Source organism: Ensifer sp. R1-3, assembly GCF_056739175.1.
In genome coordinates, this window is record NZ_CP096516.1 from 1,147,306 (window position 1) to 1,166,596 (window position 19,291).

Genomic DNA, 19,291 nt, shown 5'->3' on the forward strand with positions numbered 1-19,291 from the left:
AGACGAAAATTTCCATCAGGCGGCCTTTACCTGCGCCAGCACCGCGTCGAGGGCCCCGAGGAAACGGTCGCCATCGTCTGCGCTGAAGGGCGCAGGCGGCTTGATTTTCAGCACGTTGTGCTGCGGCCCCTCGCTCGACAGCAGGATGCGGTGTCTGTCCTTCATTTCGGCAATGACGAAGTCGAGCTCCGCTGCGGCCGGCTCAAGGGTATCGCGATCACGCACGAGCTCGATTCCGTTGAAGAGACCGTAACCGCGCACGTCGCCGATGATCGTATGGCGGCTGGCGAGTTCGCGCGCTCCATCCATCAGACGGTTTCCGACGACCGCACAATGGTGCATGAGGCGCTCATCGCGGATGATGTCGAGCACGGCGAGGCCGATCTCGGCCGATACCGGGTTTCCGCCGAACGTGTTGAAATATTCCATTCCGTTTGCAAAGGCCGCGGCAATCGCCTCGGTGGTCACCACCGCCGCCATCGGGTGGCCGTTGCCGATCGGCTTGCCCATGGTGACTATGTCGGGCACGACTCCTTGCGTTTCATGCGCCCACATATGACTGCCGACACGGCCGAACCCCACCTGGACCTCGTCAGCGAGGCACAACCCACCGGCCGCACGTACATGCGCATAGGCCCCTCTGAGATAGCCTTCCGGGAGCACCAGTTGACCGCCCGTGCCAAGGATGCCCTCGCTGAAGAAGAGCGCCGGTTTGCGCCCTTCCGCCGCCAGAGCATCGATCTGACGCTTCACGTCCTCGGCATATTTGCGCCCCACGTCTGTATCGCCATAGCGATAGCGTCCACGATAGAGGTCCGGCATTTCGGCGACCCGCACATGCGCCGGCCGCCCTTCCCCGCCCTTGCCCGCGAATTTATAGGGACTGACATCGATCAGGCTTGTCAGATGGCCGTGATAGGCGTGATCGACGGTAATGACGTCGCGGTTGCCGGTATAGGCGCGCGCCAGCCGGATCGCGAGATCGTTGGCCTCGCTGCCGGAATTGACGAAGAAGCAGACGTTCAGCGGATCAGGGAAGAGCGCAGCAAGCCGGCGCGAATATTCCACCAAACTGTCATGCAGATAGCGCGAATTGGTATTGAGCCGCGCCATCTGCATCTGCGCCGCCTTGACGACGCGCGGATGGCAATGGCCGACGTGGCAGACATTGTTGACCATGTCGAGCCAGCGCGTGCCCTCGTCATCGATCAGGTAGGCGCCCTCGCCGGCAACGATCTTGAGAGGCGCCGAGCCGTAGGCGATGCTTAGGGAGCGACCGATGCGGCGCTGGCGTTCGCGCACCAGGAACGCCTTGTCGCGCTCGACGATCACCGACGCCGGAACGGAAAGGCCGAGCACGACACTCGGATCGGGGCTGATCTCTCGCCAGACCTGCCACTGCTCTTTGACGCCGACGCCGTGCATGCGACCCTCGAGGCCGAGATAATCGGTGACGATCTGGAAATGCAGATGCGGAACCCACCCGCCGTTTTCGGCGCGATTCCCCATGGCCGCGAAAGCTTCGCCCCTGGCGACCGGCTGGCCGATCGACAGCCGTGAGGCGCTTTCACGGGAGAGATGTCCGTAGAGCGTCCAGAACGCGTCGCCCTCGCCCGTCCTATGTTCGAGCAGAATGGTCGGTCCGAAACCGTAAGGGACCGCGTCGTCATGGTAAAATGCGACCTTGCCGGCGAAGGGTGCATGCACCGGCTCGTTGGCGGGAGCGAAGAGATCGATGCCAAGATGAATCGTGCGGCGCAGGCTTGTAGTCGCCTGGTAAGCGTCACCCTTGTAGACCGCTCTGTCCTCTCCGTAGAGGCCAAGGCCGAAATCCGCCCCCTCCGCATGAATATGTGCTTCGATGCGCGCTTGCGCCACGTCCTTGTCGAGACCTGCCCAGGTCTCGGAGCTGTTCGTGGAAAAATCGAAGACGGCTGGCTTCGGTCTTGCGATGCCCGGCTTGATGACGCCCGAAAATTCATGAGCATTGCTCTCCAGCCACCGCACCACCCGCGCGGCCTTCGGAATCGGTGCAAAACCGCAGGCGTCGCGAAGGCGGGCGATGGCCAACGGCCGGTTCTCTTGCTCGAGGCGTCTCAGTTCCCGCCAGACGTCCTCCTGGCTGACGAGCAGATAGGTGTTCTCGGGGTTGTCGCGGATCTGCCTCGCCGCCATGCACATGCTGACGGCATAGCGGGTGCGCACGAGATCGAAGATCAGCTCGGCCTCCGTTTCGCCGAGCGGATTGACCCCGTGATAGCCGCCAGCCAGCCGCGCGATGGCGCCGATCGGATCCGGCGAACCGATCAGCGCATAGGCGGAAGCGACCGCCACTTCCACCACGCGATTGCTCTCGACCATATCGCCGAAGTCGAGCAGTCCGCTGACGCAGCCGTCGGCGCCGACGAGGACGTTATAGTCATTGGCATCATTATGGATGACCTGCCGGGGGCAAGCCTTAAGGCGCGGCAGCACCGTGGAGACGAAGTGCTCGAGGATCGCGCGAACCGCTCTGCGCTTCTCCATACCCTCGATCAGATCGACATTGGCGAGGTGCATCTCCGCCCGGGCTATATCCCAGGCGTACTCTCTCCTGGCCCCGGGATGAGAGAAACCGGCGAGGCTGCGGTCGAGCTTGCCGAGCAGCGCCCCAAGGGTCTCGACGCTGTTGCTCGAGCGGTTGGCGGCTCGTGCCCAGGTTTCCCCGGGCAGCCACGTCAGAAGACGTGCGACGCGCTCTCCGTTGAATTCGACGCGGGTGAACGAGGCGCCGGAGCGGCTCGGCAGGACCTTCGCGACAGGCAGCTCCGTCGCCTCGCGCGCGAGATGGTCGAGAACCGCGATCTGCATGTCGAGCTCCTCGGGCGCGCCGAGGGCATGCAGCTTCAGCAGGAACGCGCGACCGTCGCTCGCCTGAATGCGGAAATTGAGATCGTGCTCGCCGGGCAGCGCCAGGATTTCTCCCGCGATGCCGTATTCGGCGGCAAGCAGGGCCTCGATCGCTGCTATTCCCTGCACGTTCTTGAACTCGCTCGTCGTCATCGTTCCACTCGCTTCACCACGATACCGTTCTGCCGTCGAAGGCCCGGAAGCTGCCGCTCTCGGCGAGCCCGGTCCTGCCTACGATCGCCTTCAGGCCTGCGGCACTCTCCGCAACCGGCACACTCGCCTGAGGGCCGCCCATATCGGTTCTGACCCAGCCGGGGTGGAGCGACAGCACGGTGACACCGTGCGGGCGCAGATCCTGGGCGAGCTTGACCGTTGCCATGTTCAGCGCCGCTTTCGAACAACGATAGGCATAGTCTCCTTCGTCGTCGTCGAGCGTGCCCTCGGCAAGCGATCCTGCGCGGCTGCTGATATTGGCGACGATGCGATCGCCGCCAGCCAGGAGATTGCGGAGCAGCGCCCGCACGATCAGGATCGGCGCCAGGGCATTGACGCGCATCACCTCCAGGAAATCCTCGGGCTCCACGGTCGACAGTCCGCCTGTGTCGCCGCGGATTGCGGCATTGTTGATGAGGACATCGATCGGCCGCTCGCCGAGGCTTTCGGCAAGCGCCGCCATCGAGCTGGCGTCCGTGACGTCGAGTATCCGACGTTCGATGCCGGTTTCCCCATTCCCCGCCGAAGGTTGACGGCCGCAGGCGATCACCCGCCAGCCGGCGGCTGCATATTGCCGTCCAAGTTCCTGACCAAGGCCCCGCGATGCGCCGGTGATCAGCACCGTGCGCGCACCTTCTTCCCCTCTCCTATCGATGCTTGATGTCATATTTCCGCTCTATCATGTTGATGAGGCTCGCCGCCGCGAGCGTCAGGAAGATGTAGAAGATGGCTGCCGAGTTATAGGGCGCAAAGGGCAGGAAACTCGCCGACTGGAACTCGCGCATGCGCTGGGTGATGTCGCGGATCGACAGAATCGACAGGAGCGACGTGTCCTTGAGGATCGCGATCAGCTCGTTGCCGAGCGGTGGAATGATGATCCGGAACGCCTGCGGCAGGACCACCAGCCGCGCCGTCTGCCACCGGTTGAGCCCGATGCTGCGCGCCGCTTCGATCTGGCCGATCGGGATCGCATTGATGCCGGAGCGGAAGATTTCCGCCAGATAGGCGGAATAGGCGAGCGCCATGGCGACGATGCCGCGCATCAGGTTCGGCGGATCGAGCACGCCTTGTGTCGCATCCTTCAGCGCCCCGCTTAAGGGCAGGCCGACATAGAGTACGATCACCAGCATCGGAATGCCGCGGATCGTGTCGACGACGAACTCCGAGCCGATCGCCAGGGGATGACGCCGGTGCAGATAGCCGCCGAATGTGAGCAGACCGAGGATGATTGCCAGGACGGCGAAAGTGATGCCTGCAGCCCGGTCGCGATCGTTCAAGGCCGCCGTTTCCCAAAGGAGCGGCAAGCCCCCGGTTACGGCTGCCGCCGGCAGAAGCGCAGCCGTCACCTCGTTCTTTTCCATCGCCGCGACTGCCTCCGCCGGGCCAAGGAAGGTTCGCACCGCCGCCTCTTCACCGGGCGCGCCCGGATATTGGCCGAAACGCACCGCGCCTATGAGGCCGGACGGCGTGTTGCTGACGATCGCGACCCTGCCGTCGAGCCGCCCCGCAAGCACATAGGCCGTGCGAGGCTGCAACAGGAACCAGGCGGCGACGAGCGCCAGGCCGAGGGCCGCGAGCGCGAAGATGATGCTGGTGCGCGCCGTATAATGCAACTGAAGCAATCCGACCCAGATGAGGCCGATGATCGCGGCGAGAAGATAGGCGGCAATGGCTGCGCGAACCGTCGTCGCCACGCCGGCGGCAAAGGCGATATGCGCAAAGAAGAGGATGAACAGGAGCCCCGCACTGTTGACGAGGCCGATGCTTAACGCTCCCACCCGGCGCATGATGCTTTCCGGCGCGGATGCCCTGCCGGCACCGAAGAAAAGCATGAAGCCGAGCAGTGTCAGCGCGAAATAGGCCGGAAAAAGCACGGCCTCGATGCCGCGCAGGGTCATGTCCGCGGCGTCCGTGAGTTGCCGAGGGCTAAGCCCCTTCACAACGAGATCGGACGTGAAGGAATCGACGGCATTGGCGACGACCGACGCAAGGTAGGGGTGAACGGCGCCGCTCAGAAGCACGGTGGCCGCCGCAGCGAGATTGAGTACGGCGGCAGCGAGCGCCAGCCGCGGCCGCGGCGCCTTGGCTCGGGAAAAGACGAGAACGGCGACACCCGAGCCAAAGGCGACGAGCAGAGCAAGGAAACCCGGTACGAAGGCCGACGAGCCGTTCTCGACTCCGAGAATGGCTCTCAGCGAACGTTGGTAGTCTCCGGAGGAGGCGAAAAGATAGATGATGAACGGCAGCGCTGTCAGAATGATCAGATTGCTGGGCCGCACGCTTCTCAGGAACGACATTCATCCCTCCCGGGGATCCTGCGCAGAAATTCGGCCCCGGAGCGCAGACCGCTCCGGGGGTGCTCGGATGAGGTTACTTCACGCCCCAGTATTTGTTGACGAGCTGATCCAGCGTGCCGTCGTCGCGGATCATCTTCAGTCCTTCGTTGAAGGCGGCGACATTGGCATCGCCCTTGCGGAAGACGAGGCCGAGCGGATCGGATTCGAGGTCCCGGATCGCCACCACGAGTTCGCCGACGAACTCGCGTTCGTAAGCGGCAGCATTGGCCCCGTTGATGACGACGCCGTCGACATCTTTGTTCTTGAGCGCGATGATCGCGGCGCTGAAGCTATCATAGGCGACGACGTTTTCTTTGCCGACCACCCCCTCGGCGACCTGCGCATCCGTGGTGTTGGCCTGGGCGGAGAGCTTCTTGCCCTTCGACTTGAAGTCTTCCAGCGACACGCCCTGGTCCTCGACCCGCATCAGTACCGCCTGGCTGTTGACGATGTAGGGATCCGAGAAGTCCATGGCCTTCTTGCGTTCCTCGGTAATCGACACGCCCGAGGCAACGAGATCGAAGTTGCCCTGGTCGAGCGCTGCGAAGATGCCGTCCCAACCGGTGGTCACGAATTCCGCCTGACAATTGATCTTGGCGCAGATCGCATTCACCACATCGATATCGAAACCGACGATCTGGCCGGTCGCGGGATCGACGCTCTCCATCGGCGGCGAGGTCGTGTCCGAGCCGACCTTCAGCAGCTTCCCGCCGAGATCGGCGGCCGAGGCCCAGCCCGAGGCCAGAACCGCAACCGCAAGTGCAATCATCAGTTTTTTCATGTTGTTCTCCTCCGTTGTAAAAGTCGCTTCTCAAACGCTGTGAGGTAGCCGCCCGCCGAGACTGTCGGGCTGCCTCTCGATCAGCCTTGGCCTGAAAACCTGCTTCAACGTCCGCGCATCCTCCCCCGCCATGCGCCGCAGCAGGAACTCCCCGAGGGTTCGCCCGAGAACTTCGATGGGCTGATAGAAGGTCGTGATCGGCGGCGTGAAATAGGCGCTGACATTGATGTCATCATAGGCGACCACGTCGACATCGACGCCGATCCGCCGTCCACGCGAGCCCAGGCCCGAAAGCACGCCGAGCGTGGTCGACTCGTTGCTGCAGACGAAGGCCGTCGGCGGCCGCGCCGCGTCGAGAAGCCCGAGCGCGCTCTCGCGGCCGAAATGGGTAGAAAGGTCGCCTTCGGCGATCAGATCGTCGGACGGCGATAGGCCCGCCTCGCGAAAAGCCCGCAAGAAGCCGTCCACCCTGTCCTCGGCGTAGGAGAGATGCCGGAGCGGATTGACGAGCGCGATCCGCCGGTGTCCGCCGGCAATCAGCCGGGCGGTCGCCGCATGGGCCGCCCATTCGTTGTCGATGTCGACATGCGCGTAGTCGAGGGGCTTCCGACAGCGACCAAGAGAGACGAAGGGAAACCGGCTCTCGACCAGAAGATCGATGCGCGGGTCGTCCGCGCGTATGCCTGAGAATATCAGTCCGTCCGCCAGACCCTCATCGATGATCCGGCGCGCCACCTCGCAGCCGTCCTCCACATTGCGCACGACGTGGACCGACATGCGATAGTCGCTGCCTTCCAGCGCCTGACTGATGCCGCTGAGGATCTGGGTATATTCGACGCCGTCCCATTCATAGTCGCGCGCAGCCGTTACCGGCATGAGCACGGCAGCCTGGCAGGTCCGGCCGGTCCTCAGCGCCATGCCGCGGGCGTTGGCACGATAGCCGATCTCTGCAGCGGCGCGATGGATGAGCGCCTTCGTGGCCGGCGCAACCATGGGAGAGCCGTTGAGCGCCTTCGACACGGTCGCAATGGAATAGCCCGTAGCCTCGGCCAAAGCCTTGATCCCCGGCCGTGCGCGCGGCGACTGCGTGTTTTCCATGATCGGCCTCCCGACGAAAGCCGTATCAGCTGATAAAAACGATTTCAACGAAAAATATAAACGTTTTTATTCCGTGTTCGCATGAGTATATGCGGTTGGTGGATATGTCGGCGAGCGATTGAGGATAATGCCTGCGCCACGAGAAACGGCGCGCAGCAGGATGCCGAGAAACGAGCTCATGTCGATTACGACGACGCCGGCAAGCGAAAGCTCGTTTTCTTCGGTTTCTGTTCTCTACTTCTCGATCTTGCCGGCAAAATCCGCCGGGTTCTTGTATTTCACCGTTTGCAGATGCTCGCAGTAGAGCACCAGCTCGCCCTCGTTCTTGAAGACCTGGTAGCTGGCGCGGATGAGCCCAAGGTCTTTGTAGCGGGACGTTTTTTCCATGTTGGTGCGGATCGTGTAGATCGTGTCGCCTATGAAGACCGGCTTGATGAACCGCAGTTTGTCGTAGCCATAGGAAAAGGCGTTGACGCAGTTGGTAGCGACGAGGCCGAGACCGGCCGAGAACACGAAGGCGCCGGCAACGAGGCGACGGCCGAAGATGCCTTCCCGCTCCGCAAACATCTGGTCCTGGACATAAGGATGAATGTCGACGACCAGGGTATTGAAGAGATGGCTATCGCTCTCGCCGATCGTCCGGCGTAACGACCGGATGCGCTGACCGACGGGCCAACCCTCGTAGAACCAGTTTTCGGCGTTCCAGACCGGCAAAGCGGAATGGTCTTCCGGCATGTCGGCGGGACGTGTCGAAGAAACTCCGACGGTGGGCGTGAACTCATCCATGATCAGTACCTGCGTAAGAAGGCCGGGATTACCAGGGCCGTTTTCGACCTCTGCGCCACCGTGGCGCAGAGGTCGTATTTCGTCGCGCTATTGGACCGCCGTCGTCCCATAGACCAGGTTCGGCAGCCAAAGCGACAGCTGCGGGAACATGCTCAGCATGACGAGAATGACCATCATCATCGCCAGGTAGGGCAGCACCTCGCGGGCATAGGCCATCATCGGCACTTTCAGCACCATGGACGAGATGTACATCAATCCCCCGACCGGCGGCGTGATGCCGGCGATAGTCAGGTTCGTGATGAAGACGACGCCGAAATGCACGCGATCGATGCCCACGCCGTCGATGATCGGGATCAGCATCGGGGTCAGGATGATCAGCGCCGCCGACCCCTCGATCGCCGTGCCGATGACGATCAGCAGGACGTTGATGAGGAGCAGCATCAGGAGCGGATTGTCGGTGGCTTCGCCGAGCCAGCCGGACATGGCCTGCGGCACTTGCTCCCAGGCGAGATAGAAACCGAAGGCTGCCGCCGCGCAGATCATGATCATGACCACGGCCGAATCGCGCACGGCCTCGGCAAGAACCTCCGGGATCTGGCGGAAGGTGAATTCGCGGTAGCCGAACACGGCGACGAAGAGCACGTAGACGACCACCACCGCACCGGCTTCGGTGGTGGTGAAAAGACCGTATCGCGTACCGGCGAAGATCACCACCGGGATCGACAGCGCCCAGAGCCCGTCGATCAGCGCCCGGACGCCCTCCGCGCGGGTGGCACGCTCCTTGCGCAACGGCTTGTAACCACGCTTGCGGGCGATGAAATAGGTGGTGACCATGAGCCCGGTCGCCAGCACGAGGCCAGGTATGACACCCGCTGCGAAGAGCCGGCCGATGGACGTCTCCGCCAGAAAACCATAGACGATAAGGCCGATCGACGGCGGAATGAGGCTCGTGATGATGGCCGCCGACGATGTGATGACCGCGGCGAAGGCCCGGCTGTAGCCCCGTTGCGACATCTCGACGCCGAGCGTCTTGGCGAGCATCGCCGCATCGGCATTGGCAGATGCGGTAAGTCCGCCGAGCAAGGTGCCGAGCACGGTGCACATCTGCGCCAGCGCGCCCGTCATGTGGCCGACGAGCACGTCCGCAAGCGCCAATAGACGCCGCGTGATGCCCGAGGCGTTCATGATGCAGCCGGCAAGAACGAACAGCGGCAGCGCCAACAAGGACACGGATTGACTGCCTTCAGCCATTTCCTGCGCGAAATTGGCGAGCGGGATCATGTCCATATTGATTAGGAAGAAGGCGAACGCTCCGATCGCCATGGCCCAGGTGATCGGCGTCGACAGCAGAAACAGGACGACGACGAGAAGCGAGGGGCCGGCCAGATGGAATAGGGTCATATCAGCGATTCCAAATTGCGGTGCTGACGGGCGACCCAGGGCCTCTCGACGATCAGATGCTGGACGAACATCCCGGCGGAGGCGAGCGCCAGAGGCGCATAGGACAGGCTGCGCGACAGATCGAGTGCGATCGTATGCACATTGCGTGAGGTCCAGGCCTGCCAGGCGAAGAGGATGGTCATGACGATGAAGAAGAGCGCCAGCAGCAGATAGTTGAACCAGGCGACGGCTTTCCGCCAGCTGTCCGGGAGGGCCGCGACAAGCACGTCGATCGCCGCATGCGTGCCGAGACGGACGCCCGCGACGGCACCGAAGAAGACGAGATAGGCGAAGACCATCATCGCGAGTTCATAGGTCCAGGCGGCCGGCTGCGGAAAGACATAACGGCTGACGACCCCCCAGAGGATCGAGAAGACGATGACGAGGAGCGCCGCGACGCCGATTGCCTCATCGGCGCGGCGCAGGCTGAAGAGAGGAATTGTCTCCTCCGGCGAGCGTGAGCTTTCCATGATGCCTCGATTGTTAAGGGGCAATCCGAACTGGCGTCGATGCAGGCCCGTTTGCCATTCGGGGCGCGATCACGCCGGCGAAGACGCGGCCCCGCGGCAGCTGCGTCCAAGAGCGGGGTGAAGAAAAGTGTACGCGGTCTTCCGCCCACATCCCGCTCTAACTCTTCGAAACCGGCGTCTCCTACTCTGCCATCGCCTTCTGCACCTGATCATAGATGCCGGGCGTGATGTTCGGCACCTTCTCATAGGCAGCACGCGAGGCCTCGATGAATGACGGAATGTCGACATCCGTCACGATCTCCACGCCGGAGGCGGCGAGCTGCTTTGCATAGGCATCGTCCGTCTCCAGCGTCATCTGCGTCAGTTCCTTGGCAATCGTCTGCCCTTCCTCCAGGAGGATCTTCTGCAGGTCTTCGGGCAGGCTGTTGAAGAACTGGCTGGAGGCCACCCAGGCCGTGAACATGATCTGGTGGCCGGTCTTCGAAATGACCTTGCGGGTCTCGTTCAGCTTCGCCCCGGCGATAGAGCCGAAGGGACCCTCGGCCGCGTCGACGACTCCGGTCTGCAACGCATTGTAGACGTCTCCCCACGGCAATTCCGTCGGCCTTGCTCCGTAGTTGCCGAAGGTCGCCATCATGATCGGCGACGAGGGGACGCGAATGGTGACGCCGGCCAGGTCCGCGGGTGAGCGAACCGGCTTGTTGGCGATGATGTGACGGTAGCCGAACAGGCCGTTCGGCATGATGATCTTGATGCCCCGCGCCTCCAGCTTGCCGGAAAGGTCCTTGTAGAGATCCGAAGCGAAGAGACGGTCCGTCGCCGCCAGATCCGGATAGACGTAGGGGCCGGCGAGGATCGACAGATCCGGCACGAACTGGCCTAGCTGACCATAATCGGTGGCGCTGAGCAGGCTTGCGCCGCTCATCACCATCTCATTGACCTTTTTTTGCGCGCCGAGCTGATCGCCCGTCATGACGGTAATGGCGATGCGTCCGCCGGAGCGCTCACCGACACGCTCGGCATAGGTTTTCATGGCCTTGATGATCGGCTCGTTCGGATTCACCTGCGAGGTCGAGAAGCGCAGGCTGTATTCCTGCGCGTTGGCAATGCCGCAGAACGACAATGCAGCCACCGCGGCCGCAGCGATCAAGGTTTTCATGCTGTCCTCCCTATTCCCGGACTCCGCCTCCGGACTTCACAAGTTTGAATAATATATTCACAAATGAACGAATGGCGTCAAGCGATGAATCGGCGCTCGATGGCCTTCAATACAGAGAGAACCTCGACGGCTTTCACATCGCGACGGCTCAATTCGCGCGAACAATCTATTCCTAAATAAATTTTCGGACCGTCCGGATCTCGGAGAGCCCGGCAGTCGATCCATCCTCGGCCCGCGATCCTGGGCTCCTCCGCGCGTCATCCTTGACCAGGGTCACGCCGAGGATGACTGCGCTGGCACAAGAAAGGGCGCGGCGAGACCGGTGCACCAATCGGCTGATCATTGCGAACGGCACAAAATTTCATCACCGAGTGCAAACGGCTTACTTTTAAAGCAAACGGCTTACTTCGCGACAAAGGGCGTTTTCCGTCTTCTTCAGAGTTTTCAAGGCAATAGCCGAAGGGCGGAGATCTGGCACAGCATTTGCATTCCTACAACTGCTTCGGTCAATGGCGATTGAAGCGAGCTCAGGCGCCGCATACGCCTGCCGAAGACACCGACGTCGCAAGGTCTTTGCCTCCGTAAGGGTTTCCTCCCGGTCCCGGAGCGCAATTTCCGAGCGGCGTTTTTTTATGCCGGTTTCGGCCGGCCAAATCGAACCGACCTGAACTGCCGCGAAGCACTGCTCGAATTTTTCTATGAGCGCCCGCTTCGTAGAAGCTGCGGAGTGACCACATGACTGAAACTGCACGCGAGAAACTCGTCATCGTCGGCAACGGCATGGCTCCGGGCCGGATGCTGGAAGAGCTCTTCGAAAAGGCGCCCGGGCGTTATGCCGTAACGATCTTCAACGCCGAGCCGCGCGTCAACTACGACCGCATCATGCTCTCGCCGGTGCTATCCGGCGAGAAGGAGTATGAGGAGATCATCATCCATGGCGACGGATGGTACATCAAGCACGGCATCACCCTCTACAAGGGCCACAAGATCATTGCGATCGATCGCGACGCCAAGACCGTCACCTCCGACCACGGCGTCACGGAAAGCTATGACAAGCTGGTGATCGCCACCGGTTCGGTGCCCTTCATCATCCCCGTGCCGGGCAAGGAACTGCGCGGCGTCATCACCTATCGTGACCTGGACGACGTGCAGGCGATGCTGCTCGCGGCGCAATCTCGCGAAAAGGCCGTCGTCATCGGTGGCGGCCTGCTCGGGCTGGAGGCGGCAGCAGGTCTTCAGGCACGCGGCATGGACGTCACCGTTCTGCATGTCATGCCGACACTGATGGAACGCCAGCTCGATCCGGCCGCAGGCTACCTCCTGCAGAAGGCCGTCGAAGAGCGCGGCATCAAGGTCGTCACAAAGGCGAACACGAAGCGCATCCTCGGCGAGGAGAAGGTCGAGGGCATCGAACTCGACGATGGCCGGATCATTCCGGCGACGCTGGTCGTGATGGCCGTCGGTATCCGGCCGAATGCCGGTCTTGCCAAGGAAGCCGGGCTCGCCGTCAATCGCGGCATCGTCGTCGACGCCGGAATGCAGACGTCCGACGGGGACATCATGGCACTCGGCGAGTGTGCCGAAGTCGGTGGCATGGTCTACGGCCTCGTCGCGCCCCTTTACGAAATGGCGCGCGTCGCCGCCTCCCACCTCGCCGGCGACCGTCGCGCCGCCTTCGCGCATTCCGACACGCCGACGAAACTGAAGGTGACGGGCATCAACCTCTATTCGGTCGGCGACTTCGCCGATGCCGACGGACGCGAGGAGATCGTGCTGCGTGATGCCACTGCCGGCATCTACAAGCGGCTGGTACTGAAAGACAACCGCATCATCGGTACCGTGCTCTATGGGGACACCGCCGACGGTGCCTGGTTCAACGACCTTTTGAAGCGCGGGACGGACATCTCCGAAATGCGCGACACCCTTATCTTCGGCCAGGCCTATCAGGGGGGATCTCCGCTGGACCCTACGGCGGCCGTTGCAGCCTTGCCGGATGATGCGGAAATCTGCGGCTGCAACGGCGTGTGCAAGGGCAAGATCGTCGGAGCGATCACCTCCAAGGGCCTGACCTCGCTCGACGACGTGCGCGCCCACACCAAGGCTTCCGCCTCCTGCGGTTCCTGCACCGGCCTGGTCGAGCAGATCATGTCGCTGACGCTCGGCGACACCTACAATCCGGCTGCGGTGCAGCCGATGTGCAACTGCACCGATCTCGGCCATGACGACGTGCGGCGCCTGATCAAGGCGAAGAAGCTGAAATCCATTCCCGCCGTCATGCAGGAACTGGAATGGAAGACCTCCTGCGGCTGCGCGAAGTGTCGCCCCGCCCTCAATTATTACCTCGTCTGCGATTGGCCGGATGAATATGCCGACGATTACCAGTCGCGCTTCATCAACGAGCGTGTCCACGCCAATATCCAGAAGGACGGCACCTATTCCGTCGTACCCCGCATGTGGGGCGGCGTCACCAATTCGAAGGAACTTCGCGCCATCGCCGATGTCGTCGACAAGTTCAACGTGCCGCTGGTGAAGGTGACCGGCGGTCAGCGCATCGACCTGCTCGGCATCGAGAAGGAGGACCTGCCCGCCGTCTGGGCCGATCTCGGCCAGGCGGGCTTTGTTTCGGGTCAGGCCTACGCCAAGGGGCTCAGAACGGTGAAGACCTGCGTCGGCTCCGATTGGTGCCGCTTCGGCACGCAGGATTCGACCGGCCTCGGCATCCGCATCGAGAAATTCATGTGGGGCTCCTGGACGCCGGCCAAGCTGAAGATGGCCGTCTCCGGTTGCCCGCGCAATTGCGCGGAGGCGACCTGCAAGGACGTCGGCGTCATCTGCGTCGACTCCGGCTTCGAGATCCATTTCGCAGGTGCCGCCGGCCTCGACATCAAGGGCACCGAGGTTCTGGGTCTGGTCAGGACCGAGGACGAGGCGCTCGAACATATCGTCGCGCTGACGCAGATGTATCGCGAGCAGGCCCGCTACCTCGAGCGCATCTACAAATGGGCAAAGCGCGTCGGCCTCGACGAGATCCGCCGACAGATCATGGACGATGTGGAAAAGCGCAAGGCCTATTTCGACCGCTTCGTCTTCAGCCAGAAATTCGCCCAGGTCGACCCTTGGTCGGAACGGGTCTCCGGCAAGGACAAGCACGAGTTCCGGCCGATGGCGACGGTCGGCTTCAATCAGGCAGCGGAGTAATCGATGACGATGAACTGGATTGCAATTGGCGATATCAACGACATCCCGCTGCGCGGCGCCCGCTGCGTCAGGACGCCCACAGGCAAGATCGCGGTCTTCCGGACCGCCCATGACGAGGTCTTCGCTATCGAGGACCATTGCCCGCACAAGGGCGGCCCTCTTTCCCAGGGGATCGTGCACGGCACGGCCGTCACCTGCCCGCTGCACAATTGGGTGATCTCGCTCGAGACCGGCAAGGCGCTCGGTGCCGACGAGGGCGAGGTGCGCACGATCCCCATCCGCAACGACAATGGCGCATTGTTCGTCGCTCTCGAGAGCCTCGCACTGGCAGCGGCGGAATAAGAATGGCGCAAGAGGTCAAGACCACCTGTCCCTATTGCGGCGTGGGCTGCGGCGTCATTGCCCGTGTGGGGGATGACGGCGCAGTGAGCGTCAAGGGCGATCCGGAACATCCCGCCAATTTCGGCAGGCTCTGTTCGAAAGGGTCGGCGCTCGCCGAGACCCTCGATCTCGACGGCCGCCTCCTTCACCCGGAAATCGGCGGCCGTCGCGCAGGCTGGAGCGAGGCGCTCGATCTCGTTGCCGAACGCTTTTCGCGCAGTATCGCCGAGCACGGTCCCGATTCGGTTGCCTTCTACGTCTCGGGACAATTGCTGACGGAGGACTATTACATCGCCAACAAGTTGATGAAGGGTTTCATCGGCTCGGCGAATATCGACACCAATTCCCGGCTCTGCATGTCTTCCTCCGTCGCGGGCCACCGCCGGGCCTTCGGTTCCGACACGGTGCCGGGCGCTTACGAGGACCTGGAGCTCGCCGAACTCGTGGTGCTGACGGGCTCCAATCTGGCCTGGTGCCATCCGGTTCTCTATCAGCGTCTCTCCGCAGCCAAGGCAAACCGCCCGGAGATGAAGATCGTCGTCATCGACCCCCGGCGCACGATGACCGCGGACATCGCCGACATGCATCTGGCGATCGCGCCCGACGGAGACGTCGCCCTCTTCAACGGCCTGCTTGCCCATCTCGCCGCAAGCGGCGCGATCGACCGGAACTATATCTCGAATTACACGAGCGGCTTCGACGAGGCCGTCGCGGCCGCATCAAGGCTCGATCTTCCCGCACTTTCCACGGCGACCGGGCTGACTGTGGCGCAGCTTCGCGCCTTCTTCCGGCTCTTCGAAACGACCGAAAAGGTCGTGACCTGCTATAGTCAAGGCGTCAACCAGTCTGCCGCCGGGACCGACAAGGTCAATGCCATCATCAACTGCCATCTCGCGACCGGCCGCATCGGCCGGCCGGGCATGGGACCCTTCTCGCTGACCGGGCAGCCCAATGCGATGGGCGGGCGGGAGGTCGGGGGGCTGGCAAATATGCTTGCCGCCCATATGGACATCGAGAAATCGCTCCACCGGGATCAGGTACGGCGCTTCTGGGGCGCGCCCTCTGTGGCGAGCAAGCCCGGCCTCAAGGCGGTGGACATGTTCCGCGCGGTCGCAGACGGGCGCATCAAGGCGCTGTGGATCATGGCGACGAACCCGGTCGTCTCGATGCCCGACGCCGATGCCGTCGAAGCGGCGATCAAAGCCTGTCCCTTCGTGGTCGTCTCCGACATCGTGAGAGATACCGACACGGCCCGCCACGCCCACGTGCTCCTGCCCTCGCTCGGCTGGGGCGAGAAGGACGGTACGGTCACCAATTCCGAGCGCCGCATCTCGCGCCAGCGCCCCTTTCTCGCAGCCCCCGGCGAAGCGCGGCCCGACTGGTGGCAACTCGCCGAAGTCGGAAGGCGCATGGGCTTCGCCGCGGCCTTCACCCATGGTTCACCAGCCGTGATCTTCGCCGAGCATGCCGCGCTTTCGGGGTTCGAAAACGAAGGACGCCGCGATTTCGACATCAGCGCCCATGCGGAGATCGACGGCCCTGCCTATGACGGACTGAGGCCGTTTCAGTGGCCGCAGCCCCAGGGCAGCGCGCCGCAGAAGAAGCGGTTCTTTGCCGAGGGCGCATTCTATCATCCGGATGGCCGCGCGCGCCTCGTCGCGGTCGAGGTGCCACGGCCAAGAAGTGCTAACGATGCCTTCCCCTTCACGCTCAACACCGGCCGGGTGCGCGACCACTGGCATACCATGACGCGCACGGGCAAGAGCGCCCGGCTGTCGGGCCATCTCGCCGAGCCCTTCGTCGAGATTCATCCGCGTGACGCACAGGGCGCCGGCATCAGCGACGCCGACCTCGTCACCCTGGAAAGTCCGCACGGGGCGGCGATCGTCCGGGCGCTGGTCACCGACCGGCAGGCGGAAGGCAATCTCTTCGTGCCCATGCACTGGAACGACCAGTTCGCCTCCAAGGCGCGGATCGATGCGCTGGTGGCGCCGGTCACCGACCCGGTCTCCGGCCAGCCGGCGTCGAAGAACATGCCGGTCCGTGCGAGCCGCTTTGCGGCCGCCGCCTATGGCTTCGCGGTTTCGGCGCGTAAACCAAGGGAACTCGACGCCGCCTATTGGGCGCTCGCCAGGGCCGAGGGCGGGTGGCGGGTGGAACTCGCCTTCGCCGAAACGAATGCCGACTGGCTCGACTGGTGCCGGAAAACCTTTGCGATCGCCGCCGGGATCGAACCGATCGGCTATACGGACCGCACCTCCGGCGAGCTTCGCCTGGCCTTTTTCGAAGGGGACCGGCTGCTCGCTACCCTGTTCCTTTCTCCGCGGCCGGTCGCCGTCGCGCGCAGCTGGGCGGTATCGCAGCTCGCCGCTTCGCACCACAATCTCGCCAAGCGCTTCGCGGTAACCGCCGGCCGCCCGGGCGCCGACACGCCCGATCCGGGCGCGACCGTCTGCTCGTGCTTCAGCGTCGGCGTCAACCAGATCACTGCCGCCGTCCGCGACGGTTGCCACAGCGTCGAAGCGGTGGGCGAGAGGCTCAGCGCCGGCACCAATTGCGGCTCCTGCCGCGCCGAGATCAGGGGGATCATAAATGGCTGCCTCACCCTCGCTGCGGAGTGATCTGGCCCAAAAGCCTCAGCGCGTGACCGCACTCGCGACGCTGCCGCTCTTCTGGCCCCTGAACGGCAAACGGGCCGTCGTCGCCGGCGGCAGCGATGCGGCCGCGTGGAAGGCAGAGCTGCTGGCGGCCTGCGGCGCGGAAGTTCACGTCTACGCGCCACGTGCGTCGCTGAGCGATGTCTTCCTAGACCTCCTCGCCCGTGGGCCCGCGCATGAGCACGGCCGGCTCATTCACCACGACCAGGCGTGGCATGTGGGTGATTTTCGCGACGCGGCAATCGCCGTTGCCGATTGCGACGAGCAATCCGATGCAGAAGCATTCTTCCTGGCCGGGCGGAGCGCCGGCGTGCCCGTCAACGTCATCGACAAACCGGCCTTCTGTGCGTTCCAGTTCGGATCGATCGTGAACCGCTCGCCCGTGGTCGTCGCGATCTCGACCGACGGGGCGGCACCGATCCTGGCACAGGCGATCCGCCGGCGGATCGAAGCCCTGCTGCCGCCGGCACTCAAACATTGGGCGACGGTGGCGCAGGCGATCCGCGACCGCGTCAACGCGCGCCTGAAACCCGGTTCCGCGCGCCGCGCCTTCTGGGAGCGCTTCGTCGACCGGGTCTTTCTGGATGCACCGGAGGAGGGTGTAGAGACGCGGCTGATGGCGGAGGTGGATCGTCTGGTCACGCGCCCCTCCGCCATCGGCCGCGTCACCATCGTCGGCGCCGGACCCGGCGACGCGGAACTCCTCACCTTGAAGGCGGTTCGCGCCTTGCAAGCCGCCGACGTGATCCTCTTTGACGAATGGATCCCCGACGACGTCCTGGAACTGGCGCGCAGGGAGGCAAGGCGCGTCCCCGTCACGCCGAGCGCCAAGGGTCGAAGCAGAGACATCGCGGCCCTTGTCGGGGAAGGGAAGCGCGTTGTGCGCCTTCGATCCGGGAACCCGATGGCGCTTGCCGGTGCCGTCGAGGAGATCGCAGCGCTTGAAGGCCTTGGAGTTCCTGTCGAGATCGTGCCGGGCGTCGAGGCGGCACCTTGCCGTTCCGACGTGATCCAGGTGGCCTTCCGCCGGAGGGAGGTCTCGCAACCGGGCCTGCGCGCTGCCCATTGATGCAGACCGGGTGAACGCAACCGCTCAGGAGGCGGAGCCCGCGGAGCGGTTGGCGTTCCGCGATGCCTCCAGCCGATCGATGAACGGCCGTTGCGAAACACTTATCTTGCTGCGCGCCTCCTCGAGCGTGAACCATCCGGCGCGGTCGACCTCCGGGAAGACCTGCATCCTGCCGCTCCGCGGCGGCCACTCTGTCTCGAACACGTTGCTGCGCAGGCTGGCCACGTCGAATTCGCTCTCATGCGCATAGGCCGTGACGAGCTTGCCGCCCTTCTGGCGCTCCTCGCCGAGAAACTCCAAGGGGCCCGTTATCGCGATGCCGGTCTCCTCGAGGAACTCCCGGCGCGCAGCGGCTTCCGGCTCTTCATCGGCATCATACTCACCCTTCGGGATCGACCAGGCGCCGAGGTCCCTGTTCATCCAGAAAGGCCCGCCCGGATGGACGAGCAGAACGAGGAGGTTGCCCGCCTCGTATCGATAAAGCAGAACGCCCGCACTTTTCTTCGGCATTTTCGACCTGCCTGTTTGAAACTGCGCACTTGCGACGGAACCGCACTCAGTTTTCCTCATCCCGCTCTAAGGCGTGTTGAGATTCATAGGTGAAGGTCAAGCCGCTTATCGTCTCCCCCCTTGTGGGGGAGATGGCCGGCAGGCCAGAGGGGGTTGAACGCCAAACCCTGCATGCCGCCGAAGACGAATTTGCCGCGAGGATACCCTGCGGCATTCCGAAGATGCGGTCATTACGACTGCGTCAGTAGTCCTGATGGGAGCAGACCCCCTCTGGCCTGCCGGCCATCTCCCCCACAAGGGGGGA

Annotated in this window: 14 protein-coding genes; 4 read left to right on the forward strand and 10 right to left on the reverse strand. The window is 63.4% G+C overall.

Annotated features, from left to right (window positions below; translation table 11 throughout):
* Nucleotides 1-15: 15 nt before the first annotated feature.
* The 9 genes from M1D43_RS22550 to M1D43_RS22590 all read right to left on the reverse strand — a co-directional run bounded on the left by M1D43_RS22550 (nt 16) and on the right by M1D43_RS22590 (nt 11,172).
* A complete protein-coding gene (locus tag M1D43_RS22550; RefSeq protein ID WP_014527096.1) occupies nt 16-3,042 on the reverse strand; it encodes an aminotransferase class III-fold pyridoxal phosphate-dependent enzyme in 3,027 nt (1,008 codons plus the stop codon).
* Between the two features lie 13 nt (nt 3,043-3,055).
* Nucleotides 3,056-3,724 carry an SDR family oxidoreductase gene (locus tag M1D43_RS22555; RefSeq protein WP_010975933.1) on the reverse strand — a complete coding sequence of 223 codons (669 nt, stop codon included), beginning with the start codon at nt 3,722-3,724 and terminating at the stop codon, nt 3,056-3,058.
* Between the two features lie 25 nt (nt 3,725-3,749).
* Nucleotides 3,750-5,399: an amino acid ABC transporter permease gene (locus M1D43_RS22560; RefSeq protein WP_014527095.1), complete on the reverse strand. Its 1,650-nt coding sequence runs from the start codon at nt 5,397-5,399 to the stop codon at nt 3,750-3,752.
* 73 nt (nt 5,400-5,472) lie between these two features.
* Nucleotides 5,473-6,219 carry a transporter substrate-binding domain-containing protein gene (locus tag M1D43_RS22565; protein WP_014527094.1) on the reverse strand — a complete coding sequence of 249 codons (747 nt, stop codon included), beginning with the start codon at nt 6,217-6,219 and terminating at the stop codon, nt 5,473-5,475.
* A gap of 30 nt (nt 6,220-6,249) precedes the next feature.
* A complete protein-coding gene (locus M1D43_RS22570; RefSeq protein ID WP_014527093.1) occupies nt 6,250-7,317 on the reverse strand; it encodes a LacI family DNA-binding transcriptional regulator in 1,068 nt (355 codons plus the stop codon).
* Between the two features lie 234 nt (nt 7,318-7,551).
* A complete protein-coding gene (locus tag M1D43_RS22575; protein WP_498814252.1) occupies nt 7,552-8,103 on the reverse strand; it encodes a MaoC family dehydratase in 552 nt (183 codons plus the stop codon).
* Between the two features lie 87 nt (nt 8,104-8,190).
* Nucleotides 8,191-9,504: a TRAP transporter large permease gene (locus M1D43_RS22580; RefSeq protein ID WP_010975938.1), complete on the reverse strand. Its 1,314-nt coding sequence runs from the start codon at nt 9,502-9,504 to the stop codon at nt 8,191-8,193.
* Nucleotides 9,501-10,013: a TRAP transporter small permease gene (locus M1D43_RS22585; protein ID WP_010975939.1), complete on the reverse strand. Its 513-nt coding sequence runs from the start codon at nt 10,011-10,013 to the stop codon at nt 9,501-9,503. Before M1D43_RS22585 ends, M1D43_RS22580 begins: the two co-directional genes overlap by 4 nt.
* 181 nt (nt 10,014-10,194) lie before the next feature.
* On the reverse strand, nt 10,195-11,172 hold the full coding sequence (locus tag M1D43_RS22590; protein WP_017263543.1) for a C4-dicarboxylate TRAP transporter substrate-binding protein: 978 nt from the start codon (nt 11,170-11,172) through the stop codon (nt 10,195-10,197).
* 735 nt (nt 11,173-11,907) lie between these two features.
* Here M1D43_RS22590 and nirB point away from each other — a divergent pair.
* From nirB to M1D43_RS22610, 4 genes are read left to right on the forward strand one after another with little or no spacing between them, the layout of a single operon-like run.
* A complete protein-coding gene (nirB, locus tag M1D43_RS22595; RefSeq protein ID WP_014527090.1) occupies nt 11,908-14,370 on the forward strand; it encodes a nitrite reductase large subunit NirB in 2,463 nt (820 codons plus the stop codon).
* A gap of 3 nt (nt 14,371-14,373) precedes the next feature.
* Nucleotides 14,374-14,712, forward strand: a complete 339-nt coding sequence (nirD, locus tag M1D43_RS22600) for a nitrite reductase small subunit NirD (RefSeq protein WP_004434827.1) — start codon at nt 14,374-14,376, stop codon at nt 14,710-14,712.
* Nucleotides 14,713-14,714: 2 nt separating this feature from the next.
* Entirely contained in the window at nt 14,715-17,372 is a 2,658-nt protein-coding gene (locus M1D43_RS22605; RefSeq protein WP_122103544.1) for a nitrate reductase, read from the forward strand.
* A complete protein-coding gene (locus tag M1D43_RS22610; protein WP_014527088.1) occupies nt 17,344-18,477 on the forward strand; it encodes a siroheme synthase family protein in 1,134 nt (377 codons plus the stop codon). The genes M1D43_RS22605 and M1D43_RS22610 overlap by 29 nt, the downstream gene beginning before the upstream one ends.
* A 24-nt stretch (nt 18,478-18,501) precedes the next feature.
* Here M1D43_RS22610 and M1D43_RS22615 read toward each other — a convergent pair whose 3' ends face one another.
* Nucleotides 18,502-18,987 carry an NUDIX hydrolase gene (locus M1D43_RS22615; RefSeq protein ID WP_010975946.1) on the reverse strand — a complete coding sequence of 162 codons (486 nt, stop codon included), beginning with the start codon at nt 18,985-18,987 and terminating at the stop codon, nt 18,502-18,504.
* Nucleotides 18,988-19,291 lie beyond the last annotated feature (304 nt).